General features: G+C 42.6%; 23 protein-coding genes. 19 read left to right on the top strand and 4 right to left on the bottom strand.

Features of this window, described 5'->3' with window-relative positions:
* Positions 1-89 precede the first annotated feature (89 nt).
* From QNH48_RS29315 to QNH48_RS29295, 5 genes are all read left to right on the top strand, one after another.
* Entirely contained in the window at positions 90-425 is a 336-nt protein-coding gene (locus tag QNH48_RS29315) for a hypothetical protein (RefSeq protein ID WP_283953145.1), read from the top strand.
* 235 nt (positions 426-660) lie between these two features.
* Positions 661-993, top strand: a complete 333-nt coding sequence (locus QNH48_RS29310; RefSeq protein ID WP_283953144.1) for an anti-sigma factor antagonist — start codon at positions 661-663, stop codon at positions 991-993.
* Positions 990-1472 carry an anti-sigma B factor RsbW gene (rsbW, locus tag QNH48_RS29305; protein ID WP_283953143.1) on the top strand — a complete coding sequence of 161 codons (483 nt, stop codon included), beginning with the start codon at positions 990-992 and terminating at the stop codon, positions 1470-1472. The genes QNH48_RS29310 and rsbW overlap by 4 nt, the downstream gene beginning before the upstream one ends.
* Positions 1438-2229, top strand: coding sequence for an RNA polymerase sigma factor SigB (gene sigB / locus QNH48_RS29300; protein WP_283953142.1), 792 nt, complete (start codon positions 1438-1440; stop codon positions 2227-2229). Before rsbW ends, sigB begins: the two co-directional genes overlap by 35 nt.
* 72 nt (positions 2230-2301) lie before the next feature.
* On the top strand, positions 2302-3450 hold the full coding sequence (locus QNH48_RS29295; RefSeq protein ID WP_481858522.1) for a PP2C family protein-serine/threonine phosphatase: 1149 nt from the start codon (positions 2302-2304) through the stop codon (positions 3448-3450).
* Between the two features lie 43 nt (positions 3451-3493).
* Here the strand turns inward: QNH48_RS29295 and QNH48_RS29290 are convergent, their stop codons facing one another.
* On the bottom strand, positions 3494-3961 hold the full coding sequence (locus tag QNH48_RS29290) for a Dps family protein (RefSeq protein ID WP_283953140.1): 468 nt from the start codon (positions 3959-3961) through the stop codon (positions 3494-3496).
* A gap of 502 nt (positions 3962-4463) precedes the next feature.
* Here QNH48_RS29290 and QNH48_RS29285 point away from each other — a divergent pair.
* The 3 genes from QNH48_RS29285 to cls all read left to right on the top strand — a co-directional run bounded on the left by QNH48_RS29285 (position 4464) and on the right by cls (position 9695).
* Entirely contained in the window at positions 4464-7244 is a 2781-nt protein-coding gene (locus QNH48_RS29285) for a CHASE3 domain-containing protein (RefSeq protein WP_283953139.1), read from the top strand.
* Complete coding sequence (locus tag QNH48_RS29280) at positions 7241-8113, top strand: CheR family methyltransferase (protein ID WP_283953138.1); 873 nt, start codon at positions 7241-7243, stop codon at positions 8111-8113. The genes QNH48_RS29285 and QNH48_RS29280 overlap by 4 nt, the downstream gene beginning before the upstream one ends.
* Positions 8114-8195: 82 nt before the next feature.
* Positions 8196-9695 (top strand): cardiolipin synthase, encoded by a 1500-nt coding sequence (gene cls / locus QNH48_RS29275; protein WP_283953137.1) that lies wholly within the window; start codon positions 8196-8198, stop codon positions 9693-9695.
* A gap of 226 nt (positions 9696-9921) precedes the next feature.
* On the opposite strand, the gene QNH48_RS29270 is transcribed toward cls, so the two are convergent.
* Positions 9922-10173: a GlsB/YeaQ/YmgE family stress response membrane protein gene (locus tag QNH48_RS29270; protein WP_095247574.1), complete on the bottom strand. Its 252-nt coding sequence runs from the start codon at positions 10171-10173 to the stop codon at positions 9922-9924.
* Between the two features lie 69 nt (positions 10174-10242).
* The gene (locus QNH48_RS29265) at positions 10243-10452 is read right to left on the bottom strand and encodes an IDEAL domain-containing protein (RefSeq protein WP_283953136.1); all 210 of its coding nucleotides are present in this window, start codon (positions 10450-10452) and stop codon (positions 10243-10245) included.
* Between the two features lie 160 nt (positions 10453-10612).
* On the opposite strand from QNH48_RS29265, the gene QNH48_RS29260 reads away from it, so the two are divergent.
* From QNH48_RS29260 to QNH48_RS29230, 7 genes are all read left to right on the top strand, one after another.
* Positions 10613-10945, top strand: a complete 333-nt coding sequence (locus QNH48_RS29260) for a YflT domain-containing protein (RefSeq protein ID WP_481858445.1) — start codon at positions 10613-10615, stop codon at positions 10943-10945.
* Between the two features lie 35 nt (positions 10946-10980).
* A complete protein-coding gene (locus QNH48_RS29255; RefSeq protein ID WP_283953135.1) occupies positions 10981-11160 on the top strand; it encodes a hypothetical protein in 180 nt (59 codons plus the stop codon).
* Positions 11161-11384: 224 nt separating this feature from the next.
* Complete coding sequence (locus tag QNH48_RS29250) at positions 11385-11618, top strand: DUF1146 family protein (protein WP_283953134.1); 234 nt, start codon at positions 11385-11387, stop codon at positions 11616-11618.
* 312 nt (positions 11619-11930) lie between these two features.
* On the top strand, positions 11931-12677 hold the full coding sequence (locus tag QNH48_RS29245; protein ID WP_283953133.1) for a YwmB family TATA-box binding protein: 747 nt from the start codon (positions 11931-11933) through the stop codon (positions 12675-12677).
* Positions 12678-12709: 32 nt separating this feature from the next.
* Complete coding sequence (murA, locus tag QNH48_RS29240) at positions 12710-14020, top strand: UDP-N-acetylglucosamine 1-carboxyvinyltransferase (RefSeq protein ID WP_283953132.1); 1311 nt, start codon at positions 12710-12712, stop codon at positions 14018-14020.
* 183 nt (positions 14021-14203) lie between these two features.
* On the top strand, positions 14204-15238 hold the full coding sequence (gene spoIID, locus QNH48_RS29235; protein WP_283953131.1) for a stage II sporulation protein D: 1035 nt from the start codon (positions 14204-14206) through the stop codon (positions 15236-15238).
* Between the two features lie 1010 nt (positions 15239-16248).
* Positions 16249-17229: a nuclease-related domain-containing protein gene (locus QNH48_RS29230; RefSeq protein WP_283953130.1), complete on the top strand. Its 981-nt coding sequence runs from the start codon at positions 16249-16251 to the stop codon at positions 17227-17229.
* 27 nt (positions 17230-17256) lie between these two features.
* Here the strand turns inward: QNH48_RS29230 and QNH48_RS29225 are convergent, their stop codons facing one another.
* Positions 17257-17637, bottom strand: coding sequence for a VanZ family protein (locus QNH48_RS29225; RefSeq protein WP_481858521.1), 381 nt, complete (start codon positions 17635-17637; stop codon positions 17257-17259).
* A 187-nt stretch (positions 17638-17824) separates the two neighbouring features.
* Here QNH48_RS29225 and spoIIQ point away from each other — a divergent pair, with 187 nt between their 5' ends.
* The 4 genes from spoIIQ to QNH48_RS29205 all read left to right on the top strand — a co-directional run bounded on the left by spoIIQ (position 17825) and on the right by QNH48_RS29205 (position 22116).
* Positions 17825-18679, top strand: coding sequence for a stage II sporulation protein SpoIIQ (gene spoIIQ / locus QNH48_RS29220; RefSeq protein ID WP_095247585.1), 855 nt, complete (start codon positions 17825-17827; stop codon positions 18677-18679).
* Between the two features lie 109 nt (positions 18680-18788).
* The gene (locus QNH48_RS29215) at positions 18789-20786 is read left to right on the top strand and encodes a penicillin-binding transpeptidase domain-containing protein (RefSeq protein WP_283953128.1); all 1998 of its coding nucleotides are present in this window, start codon (positions 18789-18791) and stop codon (positions 20784-20786) included.
* A 101-nt stretch (positions 20787-20887) separates the two neighbouring features.
* Positions 20888-21652, top strand: a complete 765-nt coding sequence (locus QNH48_RS29210) for a hypothetical protein (protein WP_283953127.1) — start codon at positions 20888-20890, stop codon at positions 21650-21652.
* A 17-nt stretch (positions 21653-21669) separates the two neighbouring features.
* Positions 21670-22116 carry a hypothetical protein gene (locus QNH48_RS29205; RefSeq protein WP_283953126.1) on the top strand — a complete coding sequence of 149 codons (447 nt, stop codon included), beginning with the start codon at positions 21670-21672 and terminating at the stop codon, positions 22114-22116.
* Positions 22117-22130: the final 14 nt, after the last annotated feature.

The raw sequence follows: 22130 nt of genomic DNA, 5'->3' as shown, positions 1-22130 counted from the left end.
AGGAGGGTGGTTGAAGTATGTGGTTGCATTGTTCGGTAAAACCAGCAGGAATGAAAAACGGCAATCTGAAAAAATAAGAGGAGGAAACCATGATGACTAAAAATTATGTTGATGACAAGGAAATGGAATCATTAAGACGTAAGGATGAAAACGAATTTACCGACAGGAACGAAAAAGGACGAACGGGATATAACGATGGAGAAGATCCTTCGATGAAGCAAGAATTTCCTGGCGACGGGATTGTGGAAGATTTAAGAGAGCTTTCACGCCAGAACGGGCAAAGAGATGACGACCCCGCCTTTTTAAGTGGTGAAAATGTCCAACAAGAGAATGACAGGCAGAGATATGGTGATTCGATTTCCAAGAATGGTGATAAACAATTTCAAGATCCCCCATCGAAATCGCAGAGTAAAAGTAACGATTAAAATAGTAACTGATTCTTAATCTACCATACACTACCTTTACTATATAAGAGGCTTGCACAAATGGGTGCAAGCCTTTTTCTTACATCCAAATCACTACTATTTCACTAGGCTTTTATAACTATTCGAAAACTTTCCTTATTTTGGTATAATGCTAGAAAAATATTTTTTAAAATAATAGGTTTAGCTTCTATTATAAAGGGTATGTAACCATTAACTATTTTTCAGAGGTGATGACATGAAGGTAAATATTGAAGAACATCAGAATGAGAAGGAAATACTTGTGAGTGTTACCGGAGAAATCGATGCGTATACGGCACCAAAGCTTCGTGAGGAGTTACTGCCTCTTACGGAGGGGAAAAATAAAGTCATTACGGTGAATCTAAAGGATGTCTCCTACTTGGATAGTACCGGGCTTGGTGTGTTTGTAGGGATGTTTAAGCAACTGAACAAAAACGAGGGAGAACTTAGGCTGGTTGAGTTATCAGACCGCCTGAAGCGTCTGTTTAAGATTACCGGTTTAAGCCATATTATGAGTATTTCCGACAAAACAGAGGATGGGGGACGATGAAACACGTGATGGATTATGTTGAAATGAAGATTCCAGCCAAACCGGAGTATGTGGGTGTCATTCGATTAACAATTTCAGGAATAGCCAGCACCATGGGATATACATATGAGCAAATTGAGGATATAAAAATTGCCGTAAGTGAAGCCTGCACAAACGCGGTGCAGCATGCCTATCCGGATGAGGAAGGCGGAGAAGTCATTGTTGGCTTTGGTATTTACGAGGATAAGTTAGAAACGATGGTTGCTGACAGCGGTCAAAGCTTTAATTTTATACAGACAAAAGAAGAACTTGGCCCTTATACAGAATCAAGTACAGTCGATCAACTCACAGAGGGAGGGTTAGGTTTATATCTGATCGAAACGCTCATGGATGAAGTCCGTGTTTCGAATACGTCCGGAGTAACGGTCTTCATGGTGAAGTATCTAGGCGAGGAGCGTGAAAATCATGACAAAGCCACCTCAGACCGTGAAACGAACTAAAGAAGAAATATATGCGTTGATCCAGGATTTTCAGGAGAACGAGAGTGAAACCGCCCAAATTCTCTTAGTGGAACAGTACACCAATCTGATTGGGAGTATTGCGAGAAAATATTCAAAAGGCAGGAATTTGCATGAAGATATTGTCCAGGTAGGGATGATTGGATTATTGTCTAGCATCAGACGCTTCGACCCTAGCACCGGGAATCATTTTGAAGCCTATTTAGTTCCGATGGTGATTGGTGAAATCAAGCGTTTTTTAAGGGACAAGACGTGGGATGTACATGTACCAAGGCGGATAAAGGAAACATGGCCCAAATTGAATGGAGCCGTGGATGAGCTGACTAACCGCTATCAACGCTCACCTAAGATACCTGAAATAGCTGAGCATTTAGGGATTTCTGAAGAGGAAGTACTAGAAACAATGGAATTAGGAAAAGGGTATCAAACAGCTTCTGTGGACCAAACCATTGAAACCGGTTCCGATGGGAGTGGGGTTACTGCGTTAGATGTGATCGGGTCAGAAGATAAAGGATATGAAAAAATCGACCAGCAGCTGCTGCTCGAGAGCGTCCTTCATGTGTTGAACGAAAGGGAGAAGCAAATCATTCAGTCGACGTTTATCGAAAACAAAAGCCAACGCGAAGTGGGGGAGCTGCTAGGAATTTCGCAAATGCATGTCTCTCGTATGCAAAAAAAGGCGATTGAGAAGTTGCGTAAGGCTCTTGCCCGGAACCCGCGTCAGGATTGTTCCATCTAATAAAGTGCCTGACCCTGATTGAGGATGGAGGTCAGGCATCACCTTTTGCAATAGGGGGGAAGCCCAATGCCAATGAAGATTGTCATCGTCGATGATAATAGTACGAATCTCATGATTGTGGAGAAAATCCTAAGGAAAGCAGGCTATGGTAATTTGCTTAAGCTCTCATCTGCAGGGGAGTTGTACCAATATTTACAGCTTGATGCACCTAATCCGAGTGAAGTACCGGTCGACTTAATTTTAATGGATATGATGATGCCGGAAATTGATGGAATTGAAGCCTGCAGGACGGTACTAGCCACTGAAAGGTTCTCCGACCTGCCTATTATTTTTGTTACGGCGATGGGAGATTCCAATAAAATGGCCGAGGCGATGGATGTGGGAGCCCTTGATTATGTGTTGAAACCGATTAATAAAGTTGAACTCCTCGCCCGGATTCGTTCCGTCCTGCGGTTAAAGCAAGAAAAAGATTTGCGGAAGGAACGGGACAGACGAATTCAGTATGAATTGGACCTAGCCAGGCAAGTGCAGCGAAGTATGCTTAGCAGCCCGCTAAAGGAAAAGGATATCAGCATTTCCTCTGTGTACAGGCCCACCTTTGAGCTTGCCGGCGACTTCTATGCCTGGTATCAGATTAGTCCGAATCAATATGGCGTAATTCTGCTTGATATGATGGGGCACGGGATTTCTTCCTCACTTGTCGGGATGTATATCTATTCCGCGTTAAAAGATACGATTACGGGAATCGTTGATCCGGAAAAGGTCCTGTTAGAGCTGAACAGGCGAATGAATCAGCTTCATAACCCTGATAGTTTAATGAACTACTATTTTACGGCGATTTACTTTGTCCTCGATACGAAAAAACAAAGTATTGAATATGTCAATGCGGGTCATCCCGCGGGAATTGCAATTGTGGATCAGGAAGTGAAGCTGTTAACAGAAGGGTCATGTGCTCTCGGCTTTTTTGAGGATATTGAAGTCACCAAAGGGGTCATTTCTTACCGCGAATCTGCGCGGATCCTGTTGTTTACGGATGGGCTATCAGAATGGCTGGAGGAAAAATATGAAGATGCAACAGATAAGCTGATTGGCGCTTTGCAAGCGGAGGATATGCAGGATCCTGAGGCGTTACTTCATCAACTGCAGCCAGGCTGGGAGCTCGTCAATCCCCCAAAAGACGATATGTGTCTCGTCTTGATTTCTACAAATGCCTCATCATAGAAGGGTGTCAGCGCTATGGCTGACACCCCGGTTTAAGTGTTTTTTACCCGCCTAGATATGCTTCAAACATCCATCTATGCTTTTCTAACGAGGTACGAATGTGAACGAGTAAATCGGCAGTCGGCTGATCCTCATTCTCCTCGGCAAGCGAGATCCCTTCTGTCAGCTCCGTACAAATCATCTCAAAATCATCAGCCAGTGTTTGGACCATTTGCTGCGCACTTTCTTCCCCTGTTGCTTCTTTTAGAGTGGTAAGCTCAAGGGTCTCTGTGAGTGTTGCCACCGGTAATAACCGTTGCGACAGCATTCTTTCCGCAATCGTATCAAGATGTAAGGCAGCTTCCTTGTATAGTTCCTCAAATTTAACGTGCAGGGTAAAAAAGTTCTCGCCCTTTACATACCAGTGGAAATGATGCAGTTTCATATGAAGAACGGAAAAGTTCGCCACCTGCCTGTTGAGAGTATCCGTTAAAGTTTTGTTTTTTGACTTTGTTTTAGTAGTTGTTGCCATTGTTTTACCTCCTCTATTTATGTGGTGTACTTATTACATACCCGGTTTACTAGATTTGAAACTAGTAATTTTTCCTCCTAGGATAAGTAGATATGCCGTTCATAGGTTTGATGAAGGACAAATCGAGCCAAGCGGATTGGAGAAATGTCCTTTATAGGGGTGATGAAGGACAAATCGAGCTAAGCAGATTGGAGAAATGTCCTTCATAGGGTTGATGAAGGACAAATCGAGCCAAGCGGATTGGAGAAATGTCCTTCATAAGGGTGATGAAGGACAAAACGTGCCAAGTAGATTGGAGAAATGTCCTTCATAGGGGGGATGAAGGACAAATCGAGCCAAGCGGATTGGAGAAATGTCCTTCATAGGGGGGATGAAGGACAAATCGAGCCAAGCAGATTGGAGAAATGTCCTTCATAAGGTTGGGACCAAATTCCCATTGGGTGAGATTGCTAGAAACGATATGATAGAATCAACTATTTTTTTACAAAGGGGGAAGCAGAGAATGAAGGGAGTACATTTCAACATTCACACGAAAATTATTACAGGCTATGTTTTCATTTTGGTTTGCTTAGTGGTCTCCCTGCTGATCGTCATGAATCGGATGTCGGCTATGCAGGAAGAAGTCGATTTCGTCTCGCAGCATGATATTGAGGTTCACAATTTGGCCAATCAGATTCAAAAGAATGTTCTCGATATGGAAACGGGCATGAGAGGGTATGTGATTACAGGCAATGAGGAGTACCTCGAGCCCTACAATACAGCTAGCCGGAGCTGGCTCGACAACTTCAACAAACTTCACTCCCTGCTTGCGAATAACGGGACGCAGCAACGAAATTTAGAGGAAATTAAACCGCTGATTATGAACTATATCACCAGTTCAGCAGAATATGCGGTTAATCATAAAAGGGAAAATAACCAGACTGCTTTGGACGACTTTTTTAATAATAACAAAGGTAAAAAAAGGACAGATGAGCTCCGGACGCACTTTGATACCTTTCTTGAAAATCAAACGAACCTAACAAATAAGCGTGTTGAGCAGCTGAATCAGGACAATAACAATCTAAAAATGACATTGTATGGCATCATCTTGGTGGTTACTCTGATTACAATTGCAACGGCTGTATTCCTGTCCAATTCGATTGTTAAAACGATTAAGCAGGTTGTCCGGACAATAAAAAGTGTTACGGATTCGAGAGAGTTAGAGGTTGACCTTTCCACAAGAATTGAGGTCAGTACTCATGATGAAACCCGCGAACTTGCGGAAGCGATGAACGAGCTTCTCAGCAATCTTGAGAAACAGAATTGGATTCAGAAAAGCATGGCTGAAATCTCGACCATGTATCAGGGGATGACGGATTTGACAGAATTGACGCATGCCTTTATCACCAAGCTTGCTCCTATGCTTGAAGCGGTTTACGGTGTCGTCTATTTGCGCAGGAATCAAGGCAGCGAAGTTCGTTATGTGAAAGAGGCCGGTTATGCCGTTGTCTCGAAAGAAGGGGCTGCGGCGAGTTTCCGCTTAGGAGAAGGGTTAATCGGCCAGGCAGCCATGGATAAAAGAATCTTCCTGATTGATAAGCTGCCAGAGGAACATTTTAAAGTCGCATCGGGGTTAGGTCATTCTTCTCCTCGAAATCTTTTGGTTGCACCGATTTTAGTGGATGGCAGGGTAGAAGCGGTGGTTGAGTTCGCGGCGTTTCAGCCGTTTATTGCTCATCATTTAACCTTATTGGATCTGCTTCAGGATAAGTTTGGTTCTGCCATTACAAATGTAGCTGGAAGGATGGAAGTAGAAAGGCTGCTCGGGGAATCACAGGTGTTAACCGAAGAGCTTCAGGCTCAATCTGAGGAACTTCAAGCCCAATCGGAAGAGCTGCAAATGCAGCAGGAACAGCTGCGGATTACCAATGAATATTTAGAAGAACAGAAGCATTTCGCTGAACAAAGGGCGTTTGACTTGAAAAAAGCAAAGGATGAACTGGAAGACTATTCAAGGAAACTGCAGATGAGCTCGCAGTATAAAACGGACTTTTTGGCGAATATGTCTCATGAGCTGCGCACGCCATTAAATAGTATTCTGATTCTTTCACAAATGCTGATGGAAAATGACGAGGAAATGGACAGCTCAGAAGTGAAGGAATCCTCCCGGGTCGTCTACACGGCCGGAAGCGATTTGCTGCGGCTGATTGATGATATCCTTGATTTATCAAAAATTGAAGCAGGTAAAATAGAAATTTTAACCGATGAAGTCAACGTGACGGAAATTCCACAAATGATGAAGAGCATGTTTGACCCCGTTGCAGCCAAAAAGAATCTAACCTTTGAGGTGCATACAGCTGCAAATGTACCTTCTGTGATCACGACAGACGGGCAGCGCTTGCAGCAAATTTGGAAGAATCTATTATCCAATGCCTTTAAGTTTACGGAACAGGGTTCTGTACAGGTAAGAATTGAACGGGCCGAACCCGAAAAGATTGAGGAGCTATTGCCTGGTCTGGATGAGGAGGAAATGGTGCTGGCCATCTCCGTGACTGATACAGGAATCGGAATTGTTCAGGAGAAGCAGCAAATTATCTTCGAAGCGTTCCAACAGGTGGATGGTACCACCAATCGGCAATTTGGCGGGACTGGTTTAGGGCTATCGATATGCCGTGAATTTACCCGTTTACTTGGAGGTGCGATTACCGTTCAAAGCGAGCCGGAAAAAGGGAGCACGTTTACCCTGTATATCCCTGGAAGACTGGAGGCAGCTGAATATCCTCTGAATTTTGATCAACTAGCGCTAGATGAGGTAGCAGTAAGTGTGAGCGAGTTGGCAGAGGACCAGCAATCGATTAGCGAAGAAACAGAAACGGTCGAGGTGGTGGAAGCAGAGGCTACTGATGCCCAGTTATTTAAAGGAAAGAAAGTGCTGTTGGTTGAAGATGACCGCCGCAATGTATATGCACTAGTCACCGCTCTTGAGAAAAAGGGTGTGAAGGTTCAAGTGGCAGAGAACGGCAAGCGAGCCATTGAATTTTTACAGGAACAAGCAGACTTTGACCTCGTTTTCATGGATATCATGATGCCGGTGATGGGGGGCTATGAAGCGATGAAGGTGATTAGGCAGGACTTGGAAATGGAAAGACTGCCGATTATTGCGCTGACGGCCAAGGCAATGAAAGGTGAACGGGACAAGTGTATGGAAGCAGGTGCTTCCGATTATATTATGAAACCATTAAATATCAATCAGTTATACTCGTTGATGCGGGTGTGGCTGACCGAGCAGGTGAATGTGGATTGAATGAAACAACCAAGGAGTTCGTAAAAGACATCAATCAGCTGGAGCCAAATGAACTTCAGGAAATAGAAATTAAATTACTGCTTGAGGGCTTGTACCAAATGTATGGCTATGACTTCCGAAGCTATGTCAGGGGCTCAATTGGCAGGAGGATTTTAAACCGGATGAAGGCGGAGAGGCTTCCGACCATCACGGCTTTATTGGAAAAAGTACTCCACGAACCGGGGGTTTTGGAGCGTCTTTTGAATGATTTTTCCATTCGGATGACGGAAATGTATCGAGATCCCAGCTTTTTTGCCGCCTTTCGAAGCGAAGTGGTGCCATTGCTTCGACAGCTTCCGGAAATCCGGATTTGGCATGCGGGCTGCGCGACGGGTGAGGAGGTTTATTCCATGGCGATCCTTTTGCAGGAGGAGGGCCTAATGGAAAAAACGAAAATCTACGCAACGGATATGAATGAAAAGGCCCTGATGGCTGCGCAAAAGGGAGCGTTTCCGCTTAAAAAGATGCAGCAATATACGAAAAATTACTTGAAAGCGGGTGGGAAAATGGCGTTTTCCGAGTACTATACCACGGACCATCAGTTTGCTTATTTTTCACCCAGCTTGAACGAGAATCTTACCTTTGCCCAGCACAATTTGGTGAGTGACAGCTCGTTTAATGAGTTTCATGTGATTTTATGCCGAAATGTGATGATCTATTTTGATAACATCCTGCAGCAGCAGGTTCATCGTCTGTTTTATGACAGCCTGGCGGACGGCGGTTTCATTGGACTGGGAAGTAAAGAATCAATATTAGGGATGCCAAAGGGAATGAACTACGCAGAATTTATTTCAAGTGAAAAGATCTATCGAAAAAAATTAGATGTCTGACTTCACGTCAGGCATCTTTATTTATGTTTGATAGGTTTGATGAAAGGGTATTTCTCTTTAAAAAGACTGTGAGGGGAACAGGATGAGAATAAGAATCGAGATATTCTTTGTCATGATAATGATTTTCTGCTGCTGGATGGTTCTTTTTACAAGATTCCCTTTTTGGTGGAAAGCAATTGGGTTTAGTTTGTATGCAGGTATCATTTTATACAGCGTGGCAGAATTATGGCTTCAGAATCGTTCCGTACCGAGAACTCTTTTATGGACATGCTTGTTAATGTTGGTCCCGGTAGGAGGCTATATTTTCTATATTTATTCAGGACAATTGCTCTTTAAAGGGGACCTTTTTAAAAGCAAACGCGCCAGTGACCGCGATCTGTTTGAGGCACTCGGTAAAAAAAAGCGGCCTGTTGAGGTGCCGACTGAGCTTAATGACCAGCAACGTGGGTTTATCGGTTATCTTGAACGGGTGACTTTAACCGACCAAAACCAGAATACCAGAACCCAAATTTTAAAAAACGGGGAAGAAACCTTTCAGGAGGTGAAACAGCGGTTGAAGGAAGCGAAGGACTTTATTCATTTAGAGTATTATATCTTTCGTTATGACCGGCTGGGGCAGGAGCTAATGGATATCTTGAGCGATAAAGTAAAGGAAGGAGTGGAGGTCAGGCTGATTTACGATGCGTTCGGAAGCTATTCCCTTTCCGAACAGGATAGAAGAAAAATGGCGGACTCTGGGATTCAGCTTCACCCTTTTCTGCCGCTGAAATTTGGATGGATTACGCAGAAGTTTAATTTCCGCAATCATCGGAAGATTATTGTCATTGATGGGAAAATTGGATTTGTCGGCGGGTTGAATGTGGGAGTGGAATATCTTGGTGAGGACAACAAGATTGGTTTTTGGTGCGATACGCATGTTTTGCTGGAAGGAGAAGCGGTCCAGACACTGCATGCTGTTTTTTTATTAGATTGGAAATATGTCTGCGGAGAAAAGCTGTTTGTAGATCCTCGTTATCTCAAGGCGGTGCCGGCTAAGGGGGATGGTCTTGTCCACGTGGTCGCTACTGGACCGGAAACCCGTGACATGGGTGATCATTTTTATGCGCTGATTACCTGTGCAACTGAATCGATATGGATTGCGACACCGTACTTTATTCCCAATCAGACCATTATGACAGCACTGCGGGTGGCGGCGAAAAAGGGTATTCAGGTCCGGCTTATGGTGCCTGAGAGCAATGACGGTTTTCTCACCCAGTATGCCACTCAATCCTATTTTCCGGAACTTCTTCGTGCAGGAATTGAGCTCTACACCTACCAAAAAGGCTTCTTACATAAAAAGGTAATCATTGTCGACGGTGACATCGCCTCGATTGGGACGGCGAATATCGACTTGCGAAGTTTTCACTTGAATTTTGAGGTAAATTTGTTTTTAACAGGTAACGACAGCATTGATGACCTTGTTACTCATTTTGAAGAAGATCTTAAAGAATGCAGCCGTGTCAGGCCGGTTGCTTTTTACAAAAGAGGGCTGGCTGTTAAATGGAAGGAATCTTTTGCCCGGCTGTTCTCTGGTGTCCTCTAGCTATAAAATAAAAAAGATTACCTGAGCCAGGCATTAGCCTGGCTTTTTCAGCTTCGAGTTAGGATGGAGAATTTGTTAGGCAGATAAACAAAGGAAATAGGCAGATAAAAGGGGATCTATGCAGGTAAGCGAGCAAAATTAGAAGGTAGGGGAGTCATTTTGGCAGGTAAGAGGTTTTATATAAAAAAGAAGACTGCAGCATTTGCAGTCTTCATTTCTTTCTATATTATACGTTTCGTCTAATCATTCGAAGCACAAGGCTTAGGATAAGTACAAAGACGATGGCACCGAGGAGTGCTGGTAAAATGTAAAATCCTCCAATTACAGGTCCCCATCCACCTACAAGCGAACCAATCCAGGCCCCGATGAACCCTGCAATGATATTTCCAATCACGCCGCCCGGAACATCACGCCCCAGAATCAGTCCAGCCAACCAGCCGATAACTCCTCCAATAATTAATGACCATATAAATCCCATGATAATCTCTCCTTTACTGTTTTTTCGTGAGTATGGTTAGTACATACCCGCCAATTTCAGCATCTAAACTTATAAATGAAAAAACTTGTCACGATTTTGTTCCACACGTTCTATTAAGCTGTTCTCATTGTTGTTCATAAGGGTTCCCAGATAACGCTGGCAAACTTTTAATTCATAAGATAATTGAATAAATCCTTCCCGATCCCGATCATCTAGACACTGATCGATTTTTTGTTTTAACAAACTAATCTTTGTAATTAACTCTGCCCTTTTCTTCATTTTATACCTCCCAATTATTCTTTTTTTAAATAACTAAAGGTTAAATACCCCAATATCTGATCACTTAAACTTTTTTAAAAAATAGGTTTCGTTTATTTACAGAGAGGATATATAACTGGTACAAGCTGACACATCAGCTGACTATAACGCTTGAGGAGGAATGAAAATGGAAAATTTAAAAATAGTAGAAAATGGAGTCGAAGCAAAAAAGGAAATCGCTCAATTTCAGATGCAGGGATTTACAAAGGACGAAATTTATTTATTCGCACATGACCATAACCGTGCTGAACATCTTACAGATGCACTGAATATAAGCGCAATTGGTGTGGGAGAGCAGGGGGTCTTTGAATCGATTGCCAACGTATTTCGCTCCAGGGGGGATGAACTGCGATCGAAGTTAGAGTCACTGGGGTTATCAGCTCATGCGTCGGAGCTTTGTGAAGAACAAATGGATCATGGAAGAGTCATTGTCATCGCATCTAAATCGGCTTAATCTAGGTAACTAAAAAATAATGAGGTGAAATAATCATGAAGAAGTCTGATCAAAGCGTAGAGAAATTAAAGGGTATGCGTAAACGAGCTAGACCTAAAAATAGTGAGAGCCACTCACTCATGCATTATTTTAAAAAACCAATTATTCATAAGGAGATACACGGGGACAGGGTTTACGTTCCGTTAAGAATTAGCAGGATTTGGAATGGTATCTAGATTTCACATACACCTATTAACTGCCTAAACACTGATTGTTACCACATAACCAGTGTTTAGGCAGTTAATGCGTTAAAAATTTGCTATAATAAAAGTGGAACTTTTCAGGATTTCATCCGTCAGTATAGTATGCACCTATTTATGCACCTATTTTATGCACCTGTTTTATGCATAAAGGCGGTATTTTGCAAAAATGGTGACAGGCACCGAGCTAAAGGAGGGGTTTGATGGAGAATTTTGGACAAATGGCCTTGTTGAGTATTTTCTCGCACCTGGTGTTTATCGCGTTGGCGTGGTGGGCGCTGCAGTCGATTCGCTTGGATAAGCTGCTGAAACCGAATCATATTTTTCAGGCACGATTGCTTTATATATTGTTGGCTATTGTTATTGGATCATCGGTTAGTAATTTTTTCCTAGACTACCTTCAATGGTCAAGACAGCTGCCATTAATTTTATAATACATACAACTGGTAAAAATTTAGGTCTTCGTACATGTATCTTTTTCAGGAAAAATTGAGTACAATTCTCTTTGTGTGAAAAAATAAACAAAGCTCACAGCTTAGAAATAGATGGTAATCTGGTTAAAGCAATGCGAATTTGCTTAAATGTGAAAAACATCACGCAAAAAATTGAATCAATCTAGAGCGGAAAAATGAGTAATTTCTCAAAAAGTCTTCCACAAAATCAAAAAGCTTGTCCAAAAGTGTCGACATTTCCCAAGTATGCTATGCCTCCCCTTGGTAACAATGGTAGTAAGGGGGAGAGTAGAGATGAAGAGAAATACAAAGGTACTTTTAAGTATAAGTTTAGTGATGTTTGTTGGTTTGATGGTGTTCCTTGGCAGTCGGATGACGGAGGCCAGCGGCGAGCTCGATTTGGTAAGAATCGCCGGCGCTTTTCAAACAGAAGATATTTTGCTCGAAGAATGGTCGTTTTATGCAAGGGAGCATTTGGTTGACCTGAGTACAGAGAAAGAAGTGCAGGAATATGTGAAGGAGCTTCAGCAAGAGTTTCCTGATTGGGATTGGTCGACAAGTGAGACCAGCGACAAATGGGAAGTAACAGCAGTTTCTCCGACTTCAAAACACCACACAGAAATGCTTCAAATTATGGCAACCCACACAAAACAACCTGCAAGTGCGTATATAGTATATAGGGTCAGCGGTAAAGAGTGGAACGAGGAGATGGAGTCCTTTTTCACGAAGAATCAATTTAAAAATAGGCTATCTGACATATTTCGAGGGAATCCAACAGTTTTCTCTGGTATGAAGGGTAGTATCAGTGATAAGATTGATAAGGCTGTACCGACTATTGCAAGTGATTTAATGGAAATTTTTAAAGCAAAAGAAATCGAAGCGTTAAAAGAGGATAATTTCATGTCTGTATCGGCGAACTCGCCGATGTTTACAGACTCCATAGCGCAGGACATGAATTTACAAATTGGGATACGCTCCGAAGGATTGGGCAGTAAGACTACCATTGTAGTTGGCACACCAATCATTACGATTGAATATTAATATAGAGAAAATGGACGCGGAGGGGAATACTCTTGGAAAAGATCATCGTCCGCGGCGGACAAAGGCTTTATGGATCGGTTAAAGTAGAAGGCGCAAAAAATGCGGTCCTGCCTGTACTCGCTGCCACATTATTAGCAAGTGACGGAAAAAGTGTAATTCGTGATGTACCTACACTCTCCGATGTATACACAATTAATGAAGTATTGCGCAACTTGAATGCGGAAGTTGCCTTTGACAATAATACAGTAGTCGTTGATGCATCTAGAGTGTTGAAAGAAGAAGCGCCTTTCGAATACGTTCGTAAGATGCGTGCGTCTGTCCTTGTGATGGGCTCGCTACTCGCCCGCAATGGCCGTGCACGTGTGGCTCTGCCAGGCGGATGTGCGATTGGTTCTAGACCGATTGACCAGCACCTTAAAGGCTTTGAAGCCATGGGCGCTAAGGTTAAAGTAGGAAATGGATTTATCGAAGCGGAGGTTGAAGGCCGCTTAAAGGGAGCAAAGATTTACTTGGATTTCCCAAGTGTTGGTGCAACTGAAAATATCATGATGGCTGCAACGCTTGCCAAGGGTACGACAATTATTGAGAACGTAGCAAAGGAACCGGAAATCGTTGACCTTGCTAACTTCTTGAATAAAATGGGCGGAAATGTCCGAGGCGCAGGCACGGGCACTCTTCGTATTGAAGGTGTCGATGTATTGTTTGGCGCTGAACATCATATTATTCCTGACCGTATTGAAGCGGGTACCTTTATGGTTGCCAGCGCGATTACGGGAGGAAATGTATTGGTACAAGGTGCTGTCCCTGAACACCTATCATCTTTAATTGCAAAAATGGAAGAGATGGGCGTTACAATTATTGAAGAGGGTGATGGCGTTCGCGTCATCGGTCCTGAAAAGCTTAAGGCTGTTGATATTAAGACAATGCCGCATCCTGGCTTCCCAACAGATATGCAATCTCAAATGATGGCTCTTCTGCTTCGTGCGGAAGGAACATCAATGATTACCGAGACGGTTTTCGAAAACCGTTTCATGCATGTGGAGGAATTCCGCCGGATGAATGCTGATATTAAGATTGAAGGGCGTTCTGTTATTTTAAACGGACCTTCTAACTTACAAGGTGCGGAAGTTTCTGCAACAGATCTTCGTGCTGCAGCTGCTTTGATTTTAACAGGGTTGGTTTCTGAAGGTAACACACGCGTAACGGAATTAAAGCATTTAGACCGTGGTTATGTGAACTTCCATGGAAAATTAGCTTCTTTAGGCGCAGATATCGAGCGCGTGAAGGAAGCAGAAGAAGTTTTCCCAGAAGTGCAAAGCTACATCACCGATTTAAACGCATAATTTTATAAAAAATAATCAGCCGAAGAGGGTATCTGGGAGATGCATTCTTCGGTTTTTTATTATATGTTGTTTTTAGAAAATTCAGTCATCTATTTTTTGTCATAAATGCTTGTCCGCCTCCATATGATGGAATGAGAAAGCGCCCAGTTCGGGTGCGCAAATTTCATAATTGGAGGCTCCTACATGAAAAAATTCAAACCACTCATCCTACTAGCGTCATTCTTATTTGCCCTCACCCTGCTCATTCCAGCGATCCTAGTGCTACCGTTCGGGGATGGGAAGGCAAGCGGCAAATTAGGTGAAGACCTAACCAACAAAGCCCCTAATTCCGAAACTGCAGACAATCCATCAAAAGACTCCGCCGTTGAAGTTGCGGTTTACCGCACTTCTGCAGGACAAATCGATAACGTTCCACTAGAAGAATACCTTGTCGGGGTTGTAGCGGCTGAAATGCCTGTTGAATTCAAGGAGGAAGCCTTGAAGGCACAAGCTTTAACAGCTCGAACGTATATTGTTAAAAAAATGCTTAGCAAAGACAAAATTGGTGTTCCAGAAGGTGCGCAAGTAACGGACACGCAAATCCATCAGGTGTATTTGAGTGAGGAGCAAATGAGAGAAAACTGGGGAATGGAGTTTGAATCGAACTATTCGAAGATTCTTTCTGCAGTTCGGGATACGAGCGGGCAGATTTTGACGTATGACGGTCAGGCCATCGACGCCTCCTTCTTCTCCACGAGCAATGGCTACACCGAAAACTCAGAGGACTACTGGCCAAATGAAATGCCTTATCTAAGAAGTGTATCAAGCCCATGGGATAAACAATCTCCAAAGTTTAATTCTGTTAAGGAAATAAGTGTTAAACAATTTGAATCGGCGCTAGGGGTAAAGGTTGGATCTAGCGGGACGCTCGGCAAAATTGTTGAGCGCACTGCGGGCAAGCGGGTTGCGAAAGTAGATTTTAGCGGCAAGGTTCTGACCGGGAAAGAAATTCGTGAAAAATTGGATTTAAGGTCGTCTGACTTTGAATGGGAGCGGAAGGGAAACAGCATCGTCATCACCACACGCGGCTTTGGCCACGGCGTCGGCATGAGCCAATACGGCGCAAATGGCATGGCTGCCGATGGGAAGGATTATCAAGAGATTGTGAAGCACTATTATCAGGGTGTAGAAGTAACAAATGCGGATACTATGCTTGCTACGATTACGGCGAAGAAATAGATGGTGGAGCCAGGCACTCGAGGTGTCTGGCTATTTTGTTGCTGCTTATTAGGTGGGGAATTAGTTAGGCAGGTAAACTTGTGGAATCCGCAGGTAAAAGAGAGGACTATGCAGGCAGCAGGTCAAATCCGCAGATGGAGGATTAATTTGTGCAGGTAAGAGGTATTTCTATAAAAAGGTAATTGGAAGACATGCCTGAATTCTGAATCCAGGCTACATTTTGAGCTGAATATCCATGAATAGGAGGTTTAATTACCTGATCCAGGCCGCAGCCTGGCTTTTTCAGCGACTAGTTAGCGGTGGGGAATTAGTTAGGCAGATAAACAAAGGAGATATGTAGGTAAAGGGGAGAACTGGGCAGATAACTGAGTCAAATCCGCAGATGGAGGGATTATTTGTGCAGGTAAGAGGTTTTTCTTTGAAAAAGTAATGGAAATAATTGGATTAAATCCAGAATCCACACTAAAATAAGAGGTAAATATCCATATATAGGAAAACTTATTACCTGAGCCAGGCCGCAGCCTGGCTTTTCAGCGACTAGTTAGGGTTGGGAATTAGTTAGGCAGATAAACAAAGGAGATATGCAGGTAAGGGGGAGAACTGGGCAGATAACTGAGTCAAATCCGCAGGTGGAGGACAAATTTGTGAAGGTAAGAGGTTTTTCCGTAAAAAGGTAATATAAATAATCCGACCAAATCCAGCATCACACTAAAAATTGAGCTAAATATCCATATATATAGGAAAAACTAATACCTGAGCCAGGCTGCAGCCTGGCTTTTTCAGCTACAATTTAGTGTTGGGAATTAGTTAGGCAGATAAACAAAGGAGATATGCAGGTAAGGAGGAGAACTGGGCAGATAACTGAGTCAAATCCGCAGGTGGAGGACAAATTTGTGAAGGTAAGAGGTTTTTCCAAAAAAGGGTAATAAAACATTCAGCAGGTAAAAATAAACTACTTATTTTTGTAACAATTAAAATAAAGGATTCGCTCACAACAGAGAGGAAATAGTATGAAAACAGAAAGGGCTGATGAAATGATAGTGAAACCATGTGTGCTGCCGCCAAGTATTGTAACCTATCAAGCTTTAATAAGGAGGTTAAGTGAGAATCACCTGGTCAAATATGATGTGGTGACTGAGTATAATAATCGAATGACGGGATTCCTAGGCGAGGAGTCGGTAATGAATTTTCATTTAGAACCGATTGCAGATCTTAATTACCGAATTTATCACGATCTTCGATTTTACCACGGCAAATATTTCTTCCAAATTGACATCCTCATTCTGTGTGCATACTTTGCTCTTGTGCTGGAAGTGAAAAATTGGGCAAGAGATTGGCACTTTGATAAGGTCCTCCATCAAACCACCATCGATGTAAATGGGAAAATGGAGAGAACGAAGAATCCTATTTTTCAAGCAAGGTTACAAGCTTTTAAACTGAGAGAGTGGCTAAAGCTGCATAATGTTACGGGGATCCCCATCCAATACTTATTTGTCAACAGTAATGAAAAGTCCAATATCATCATAGGGGACGATAATAAATACAAGTGGAATGCTTGCAATAGTGAATATTTGCTAGAGAGAATTGATCAAATTACCAATGATTATAAGATAGAATTGCTAGAAGAAAAAGAGCTGCGAAAAATAAACAAACTTCTATTAACCAGCCACACTCCAGAAGATCCCCAATTACTCTCAAAGCACAACCTTTCCCGAAATGAGATTCTCACAGGTGTTCATTGCCCAAAATGCTCATTCTTACCAATGACCTATCAGTCTGGAACATGGAAATGTCCCAAGTGTCGAACCCAATCAAAAACAGCCTTCATCGACACATTTCATGATTATTTTCATCTCATAAGCCCCACCATTAATAACGCTGAGGCACGAAGATTTTTACAAATTAATTCACCGAAAATGGCCCATCACTATTTAACGTGTATGAACTTAAATAGTACAGGGAAATTCAAGTACAAAATTTACCACCAATAAAAAACCACCGAACAACCCGCACAGTGGCTACAATTTCCTCACGAATCCAAGCACCTTCCCTAACCTCATAAATCGACCTTTAAACAACGCACCCCGAATAAAATAAAAACATACTAGGATCCCGGTGACGTCTTTTACAAGGTCAAACCAGGACGCTGAGCGGTAAGCGTAGAAAGATTGGTGTATCTCATCTGTTAACCCGTAGAGACCGGCTAGGACGGCACAGAAGACGTTGAGACGCGCAGTGAACGGACCCGTCCGTGTGAGGAAGGCCAAAACTAGTAATACGTATAGAATGGCGAACTCTATTAAATGCAGGGATTCCTTGATGGTCCGGTCGAGCGTGGAATCGGGGAGTTCGACAAAGTGATTGGATGGAAGACTCGACATGATCCAGATGGCTCCCATATAGAGTAATGGCAGGATTCGCAAGATCCATTTGAAGACTTTCATAAAAATGTTCCTCCAAAAAAAATAAATTTTTAACAATGATGCATAAAAACTTCAGTACTTTCAAAAAATAAGTGGAAAAAATTTTTTGACTAGTGTATATAATTCTACTTATCTGTTCAGAATGATTGCTGAGGTGATGAAAATGAGAGAGGAAGAAAACAAGCGATCTTCTCAAGGTTCCAGCGTTAAACGCTTTTTCAAAAAGCGTTGGGTATTTCCAGCCATTTATATTGCAAGTGCAGCAATCATTTTGACAGGTGTTCTTTGGTTCCAAGGCAGCGACAATGCAACAGACAAATACGATTACGAGTCTTCTGACCTAACAGGTAAAAAGAACGATGCTCCAGCACTTGAGGTTAACTCAAGCTTAGAGAACCTGAAAATGCCTGTAAAGAATCCAATGGAGACAACAGTCAAAATGGAATTCTATGACGACAAGGCAAGTAAAGAAAAGCAAGAAGCGGCAATAGTAGTTTACAACAATAATTATGAGCCGCATACTGGTATTGACTTCACATCCAAAGATGGCGAAACTTTTGATGTAGTATCTGCCCTAAGCGGGAAAGTTACTAGAGTCGAAGAAGATGCTACCCTTGGTAATGTCATTGAAATTGAACACGATAAAGGTATTATAACAAAATATCAGTCGGTTAAAGATGTGAAGGTTAAGGTTGGCGACAAAGTTAAGCAAGGACAAGTTCTTGCCATGGCTGGACAAAGCTTGTACCAAGAAGAAGCTGGAACGCATGTACATTTTGAAATCCGTAAAGATGGTATCCCAGTAAATCCAACTGACTTTTTTAACAAACCAGTAAGCGAATTACAGGAAGAAACTGCAGCGGATGAAAATACAGAAGATAAGAAGAGTCCGAAACAACAAATGATTGAGGACCCTGCAAGTGATGAGTCAACTCCATCAAAGGAAGAAACTCCTTCAGATGAAGATGCTCCATCCAAGGATGAATCTTCTGAGTCAACAGACAAAACAAATTCTTAATAATCAACAAAGGGGAAAGGGGAATCTACCTTCCTCTTTTTTTGTGTTCTTTTGACCACGTTTTATTTGCATAAATATGGTAAAATGTTGGAAAAAGGGGGGATCTTTTTTGAAAAAAATAATAGGGCTGCTGGTGATGCTTGTTCTCTTCGCGATGGCGGCAGCTGGCTGTAGCAAGGAACCCACGCCGCAGGATCGATTCGACGCATACATAAAGCTATGGAATGAGCAAAAGTTTGATAAGATGTATGACTACCTTACAGAAGGTTCTAAAGAGGTAATCTCGAAGGAAGACTTCACCAACCGCTACAAAAAAATCTACGATGACCTACAAATTACAGACCTCAAGATAGCCTTTGATAAACCAGGTGAAGAAGAGCTGGACAAGGATCAAGACAGTATTACATATGATTTTTCTGCATCTATGGACAGCATCGGTGGACCCATCGAATTTACACACAAGGCAAAGATGAAAAAAGAAGAACGTGACAAAGAAAATAACTGGTATGTGGACTGGAATACCACATATATTTTTCCACAATTAAAGGATGGAGACAAAATCGGGATTAGCAACAGTAAGCCTAAGCGCGGGCAAATCTTTGACCGGGCAGGAAATGCGTTAGCTATGAATGGACAAGTGTATGAGGTTGGGGTGGTCCCTGGAAAGCTTGAGGGGCAGGAGGAACCCGTCATACAGCAATTATCAAGCCTGTTAAAAATGACAAAGGAACAAATCAACAAGGCGCTTAACGCCAGCTGGGTGAAGCCCGATTTGTTTGTGCCGTTAAAGAGGGTATCGCTGGACGATACGGAGCGTATCGCTCAGTTAATCGCCCTAGAGCCGGTGCAAACCAAAAAGGTGGAAGCGCGGATTTATCCCTATAATGAAGCGGCGGCCCATTTAATCGGGTATGTCGGCTCGATTACCGCTGAGGAGCTTGAAAAGGTTAAGGATAAAGGCTATACAAGTAATGACGTGATTGGAAAAAGAGGGCTTGAGGAAGTCTTCGACGAGCAGCTTAAAGGGCATAGCGGCGTGAAGATCACGATTAAAAAGCCGGATGGAGCTACAGAAACACTCGCTGAAAAGCCGGTAGAGGATGGGAAGGATATATCGCTTACCATCGATATCGATCTGCAGGCAAGCTTGTATGCTGAGTTAGTTGGTGAGGCGGGTGCAGGAGCAGCGATAGACCCTGTGAGCGGTGAGACGCTTGCACTTGTCAGTTCACCTTCGTTTGACCCAAATCAAGCCGCCCTGGGCTTCTCAGGAGATGAGTGGAAACAGCTACAGGACAATCCGCAAAAGCCGTTGACGACCAGGTTCAATAAGGCATATGCACCAGGTTCAGTATTTAAGCCGATCACAGCTTCCATTGGGCTCACAAACAAGATCATCACGCCAGAGCAAACGATGGAGATTAAGGGATTGAAATGGCAGCAGGGTGCCTCGTGGGGCGACTATTTTGTGACGAGGGTTCATGAAGCCAACCCTGTTAACTTAGAAAAAGCAATGGTCTTCTCGGATAATATTTATTTCGCACAGACAGCTTTGGGAATCGGGAAGGACCCTTTCATAGCGGGGCTAAAGGAATTTGGCTTTGAGGAAGAATCGAATTATCCATTCCCGCTTGAAAAATCTACCATTGGGAATTTGGATAAAGAAATTTCTTTAGCAGATTCAGGATATGGTCAGGGGCAAATTCAAATGAGTATCGTTCATTTGCTTGAAACCTATACACCATTTGTAAACGGTGGAAATATGGTTAAACCTAGTCTATTGCTTGACGTTGAAAAAAGTGAGAAAACAGTGGTTTCACCTGAAATCTCCACAACGGTTTCTTCATTGTTAAGGAAGGTCGTCGGTGACGCGGATGGAACGGCGCATTCGGCTAATATCGCAGACTATCCACTAGCCGGAAAAACCGGAACAGCTGAAATCAAAGAGAAGCAGGGCGAAAAAGGAACGGAAAACGGCTGGTTCATTGCCTACAATTCCGACTCTCCGGGACTAATGGTCGCAATGATGGTAGAAAATGTCCTAGATCGCGGCGGTTCTCAGATTCCTGTGAAAAAAGTGAAAAATGTCTTTATGCAAATAAAATAAGTCAAAACAGAAACCAACTGCTGGTTTCTGTTTTTTTTTACGTGTAAGGATATTTAAACTAGAACTAGAAAAAATACTAGTAAAAAGACAGGAGATCCAATTTGACCGAAAATCCTCAAGCCCGAAGATACAGAGCACATTTATCTCAATTTACGACATCTATTCTTCAAAAAAAGAACCCATGGGTAGTTGCCTTTTTTGCCTTTTCTTATCCTGGTTTTGGCCATCTATTACTGCACCGCTATATCGCTGGGTTTATTCTAATCCTCTGGGAAACGTTTATTAATGACATGGCAAACGTGAATCTCGGGATTTTATTTACACTGACCGGTGACTTTACGAAGGCCAAGGAAGTAATGGATGAACGCTGGCTTATGCTTTATGTAGGAATCTATATGTTTGGAATCTGGGATAGCTATCGAACCACGGTTGACTTAAACAAACAATATATATTAGCCGATCACGAGGATGCCTCCATAAGTCCGACGACCATGGGGGCATGGGATATAAACTTCATGGATAAGCGTAAACCCTGGGTCGCAGTCTCTTGGTCCGCGCTATTCCCAGGCTTGGGTCATCTTTATATCCATAAAGTGATTTCAGGATTTTTTATTTTTGCCTACACCGTGGCCATTATGTATTTTGGTCATATTCCAGAGGGAATTCAGTTCACCATGCTCGGCAAGTTTTCGGAGGCAAAAAAGGTTGTAGATATGCAGTGGCTCATTTATCTGCCTTCCATCTATTTTTTTATACTTTATGATGCTTATCAATCAACAGTAGAATACAATCTACTTTTTGAAAAAGAAATGAAGAAATTTTTACGAGAAAATTATCAAAAGAAAAAGTTCATATTTCCGTTCTAAAAAGGTGAGATGAGTGGATGTTTGTTATTGCGACGTTTGAGAATTCTATTTATATTGAATTAGCCATTACAGCACTAGAACAGCAGGGGATTTCAAAGGAATTAATATTAGCGGCTCCGCTCGATAAGCGTAAGGAATTAAGGGGTTTGTTTGATACCATCCACAAATCAGATGGATTTAGTCTGTTTGATGGTCCTTCGATTTTAGGAACCTGCTTGATGCTGCTCGGTGCGATTTATGGGTATGTCCTCGAATGGGGGCCGATTCTATGGGGGATTATTGGGGCGGTTTCAGGTTTGCTGTTAGGGTTTCTATTGAAAATGCTTATTCTCAGGAAAAATAAAAGAGGGAGTTCAAAAATCACATCAGAAATTGTCCTCATGGTTCGTTGTGAGGACCACAAATGGGAACAGGTAGAAAAATTATTATGGGACCACTTTGCTCTGGGTCTAACAAAAATATAAAATACCACCTCTTA

Origin of the sequence: Neobacillus sp. YX16 (assembly GCF_030123505.1) — a bacterium.
In the GTDB taxonomy this organism is placed as follows: domain Bacteria; phylum Bacillota; class Bacilli; order Bacillales; family Cytobacillaceae; genus Neobacillus.
The sequence above is the reverse complement of the archived record's forward strand: the minus strand, read 5'-3'. Positions and strand labels throughout refer to the sequence as shown.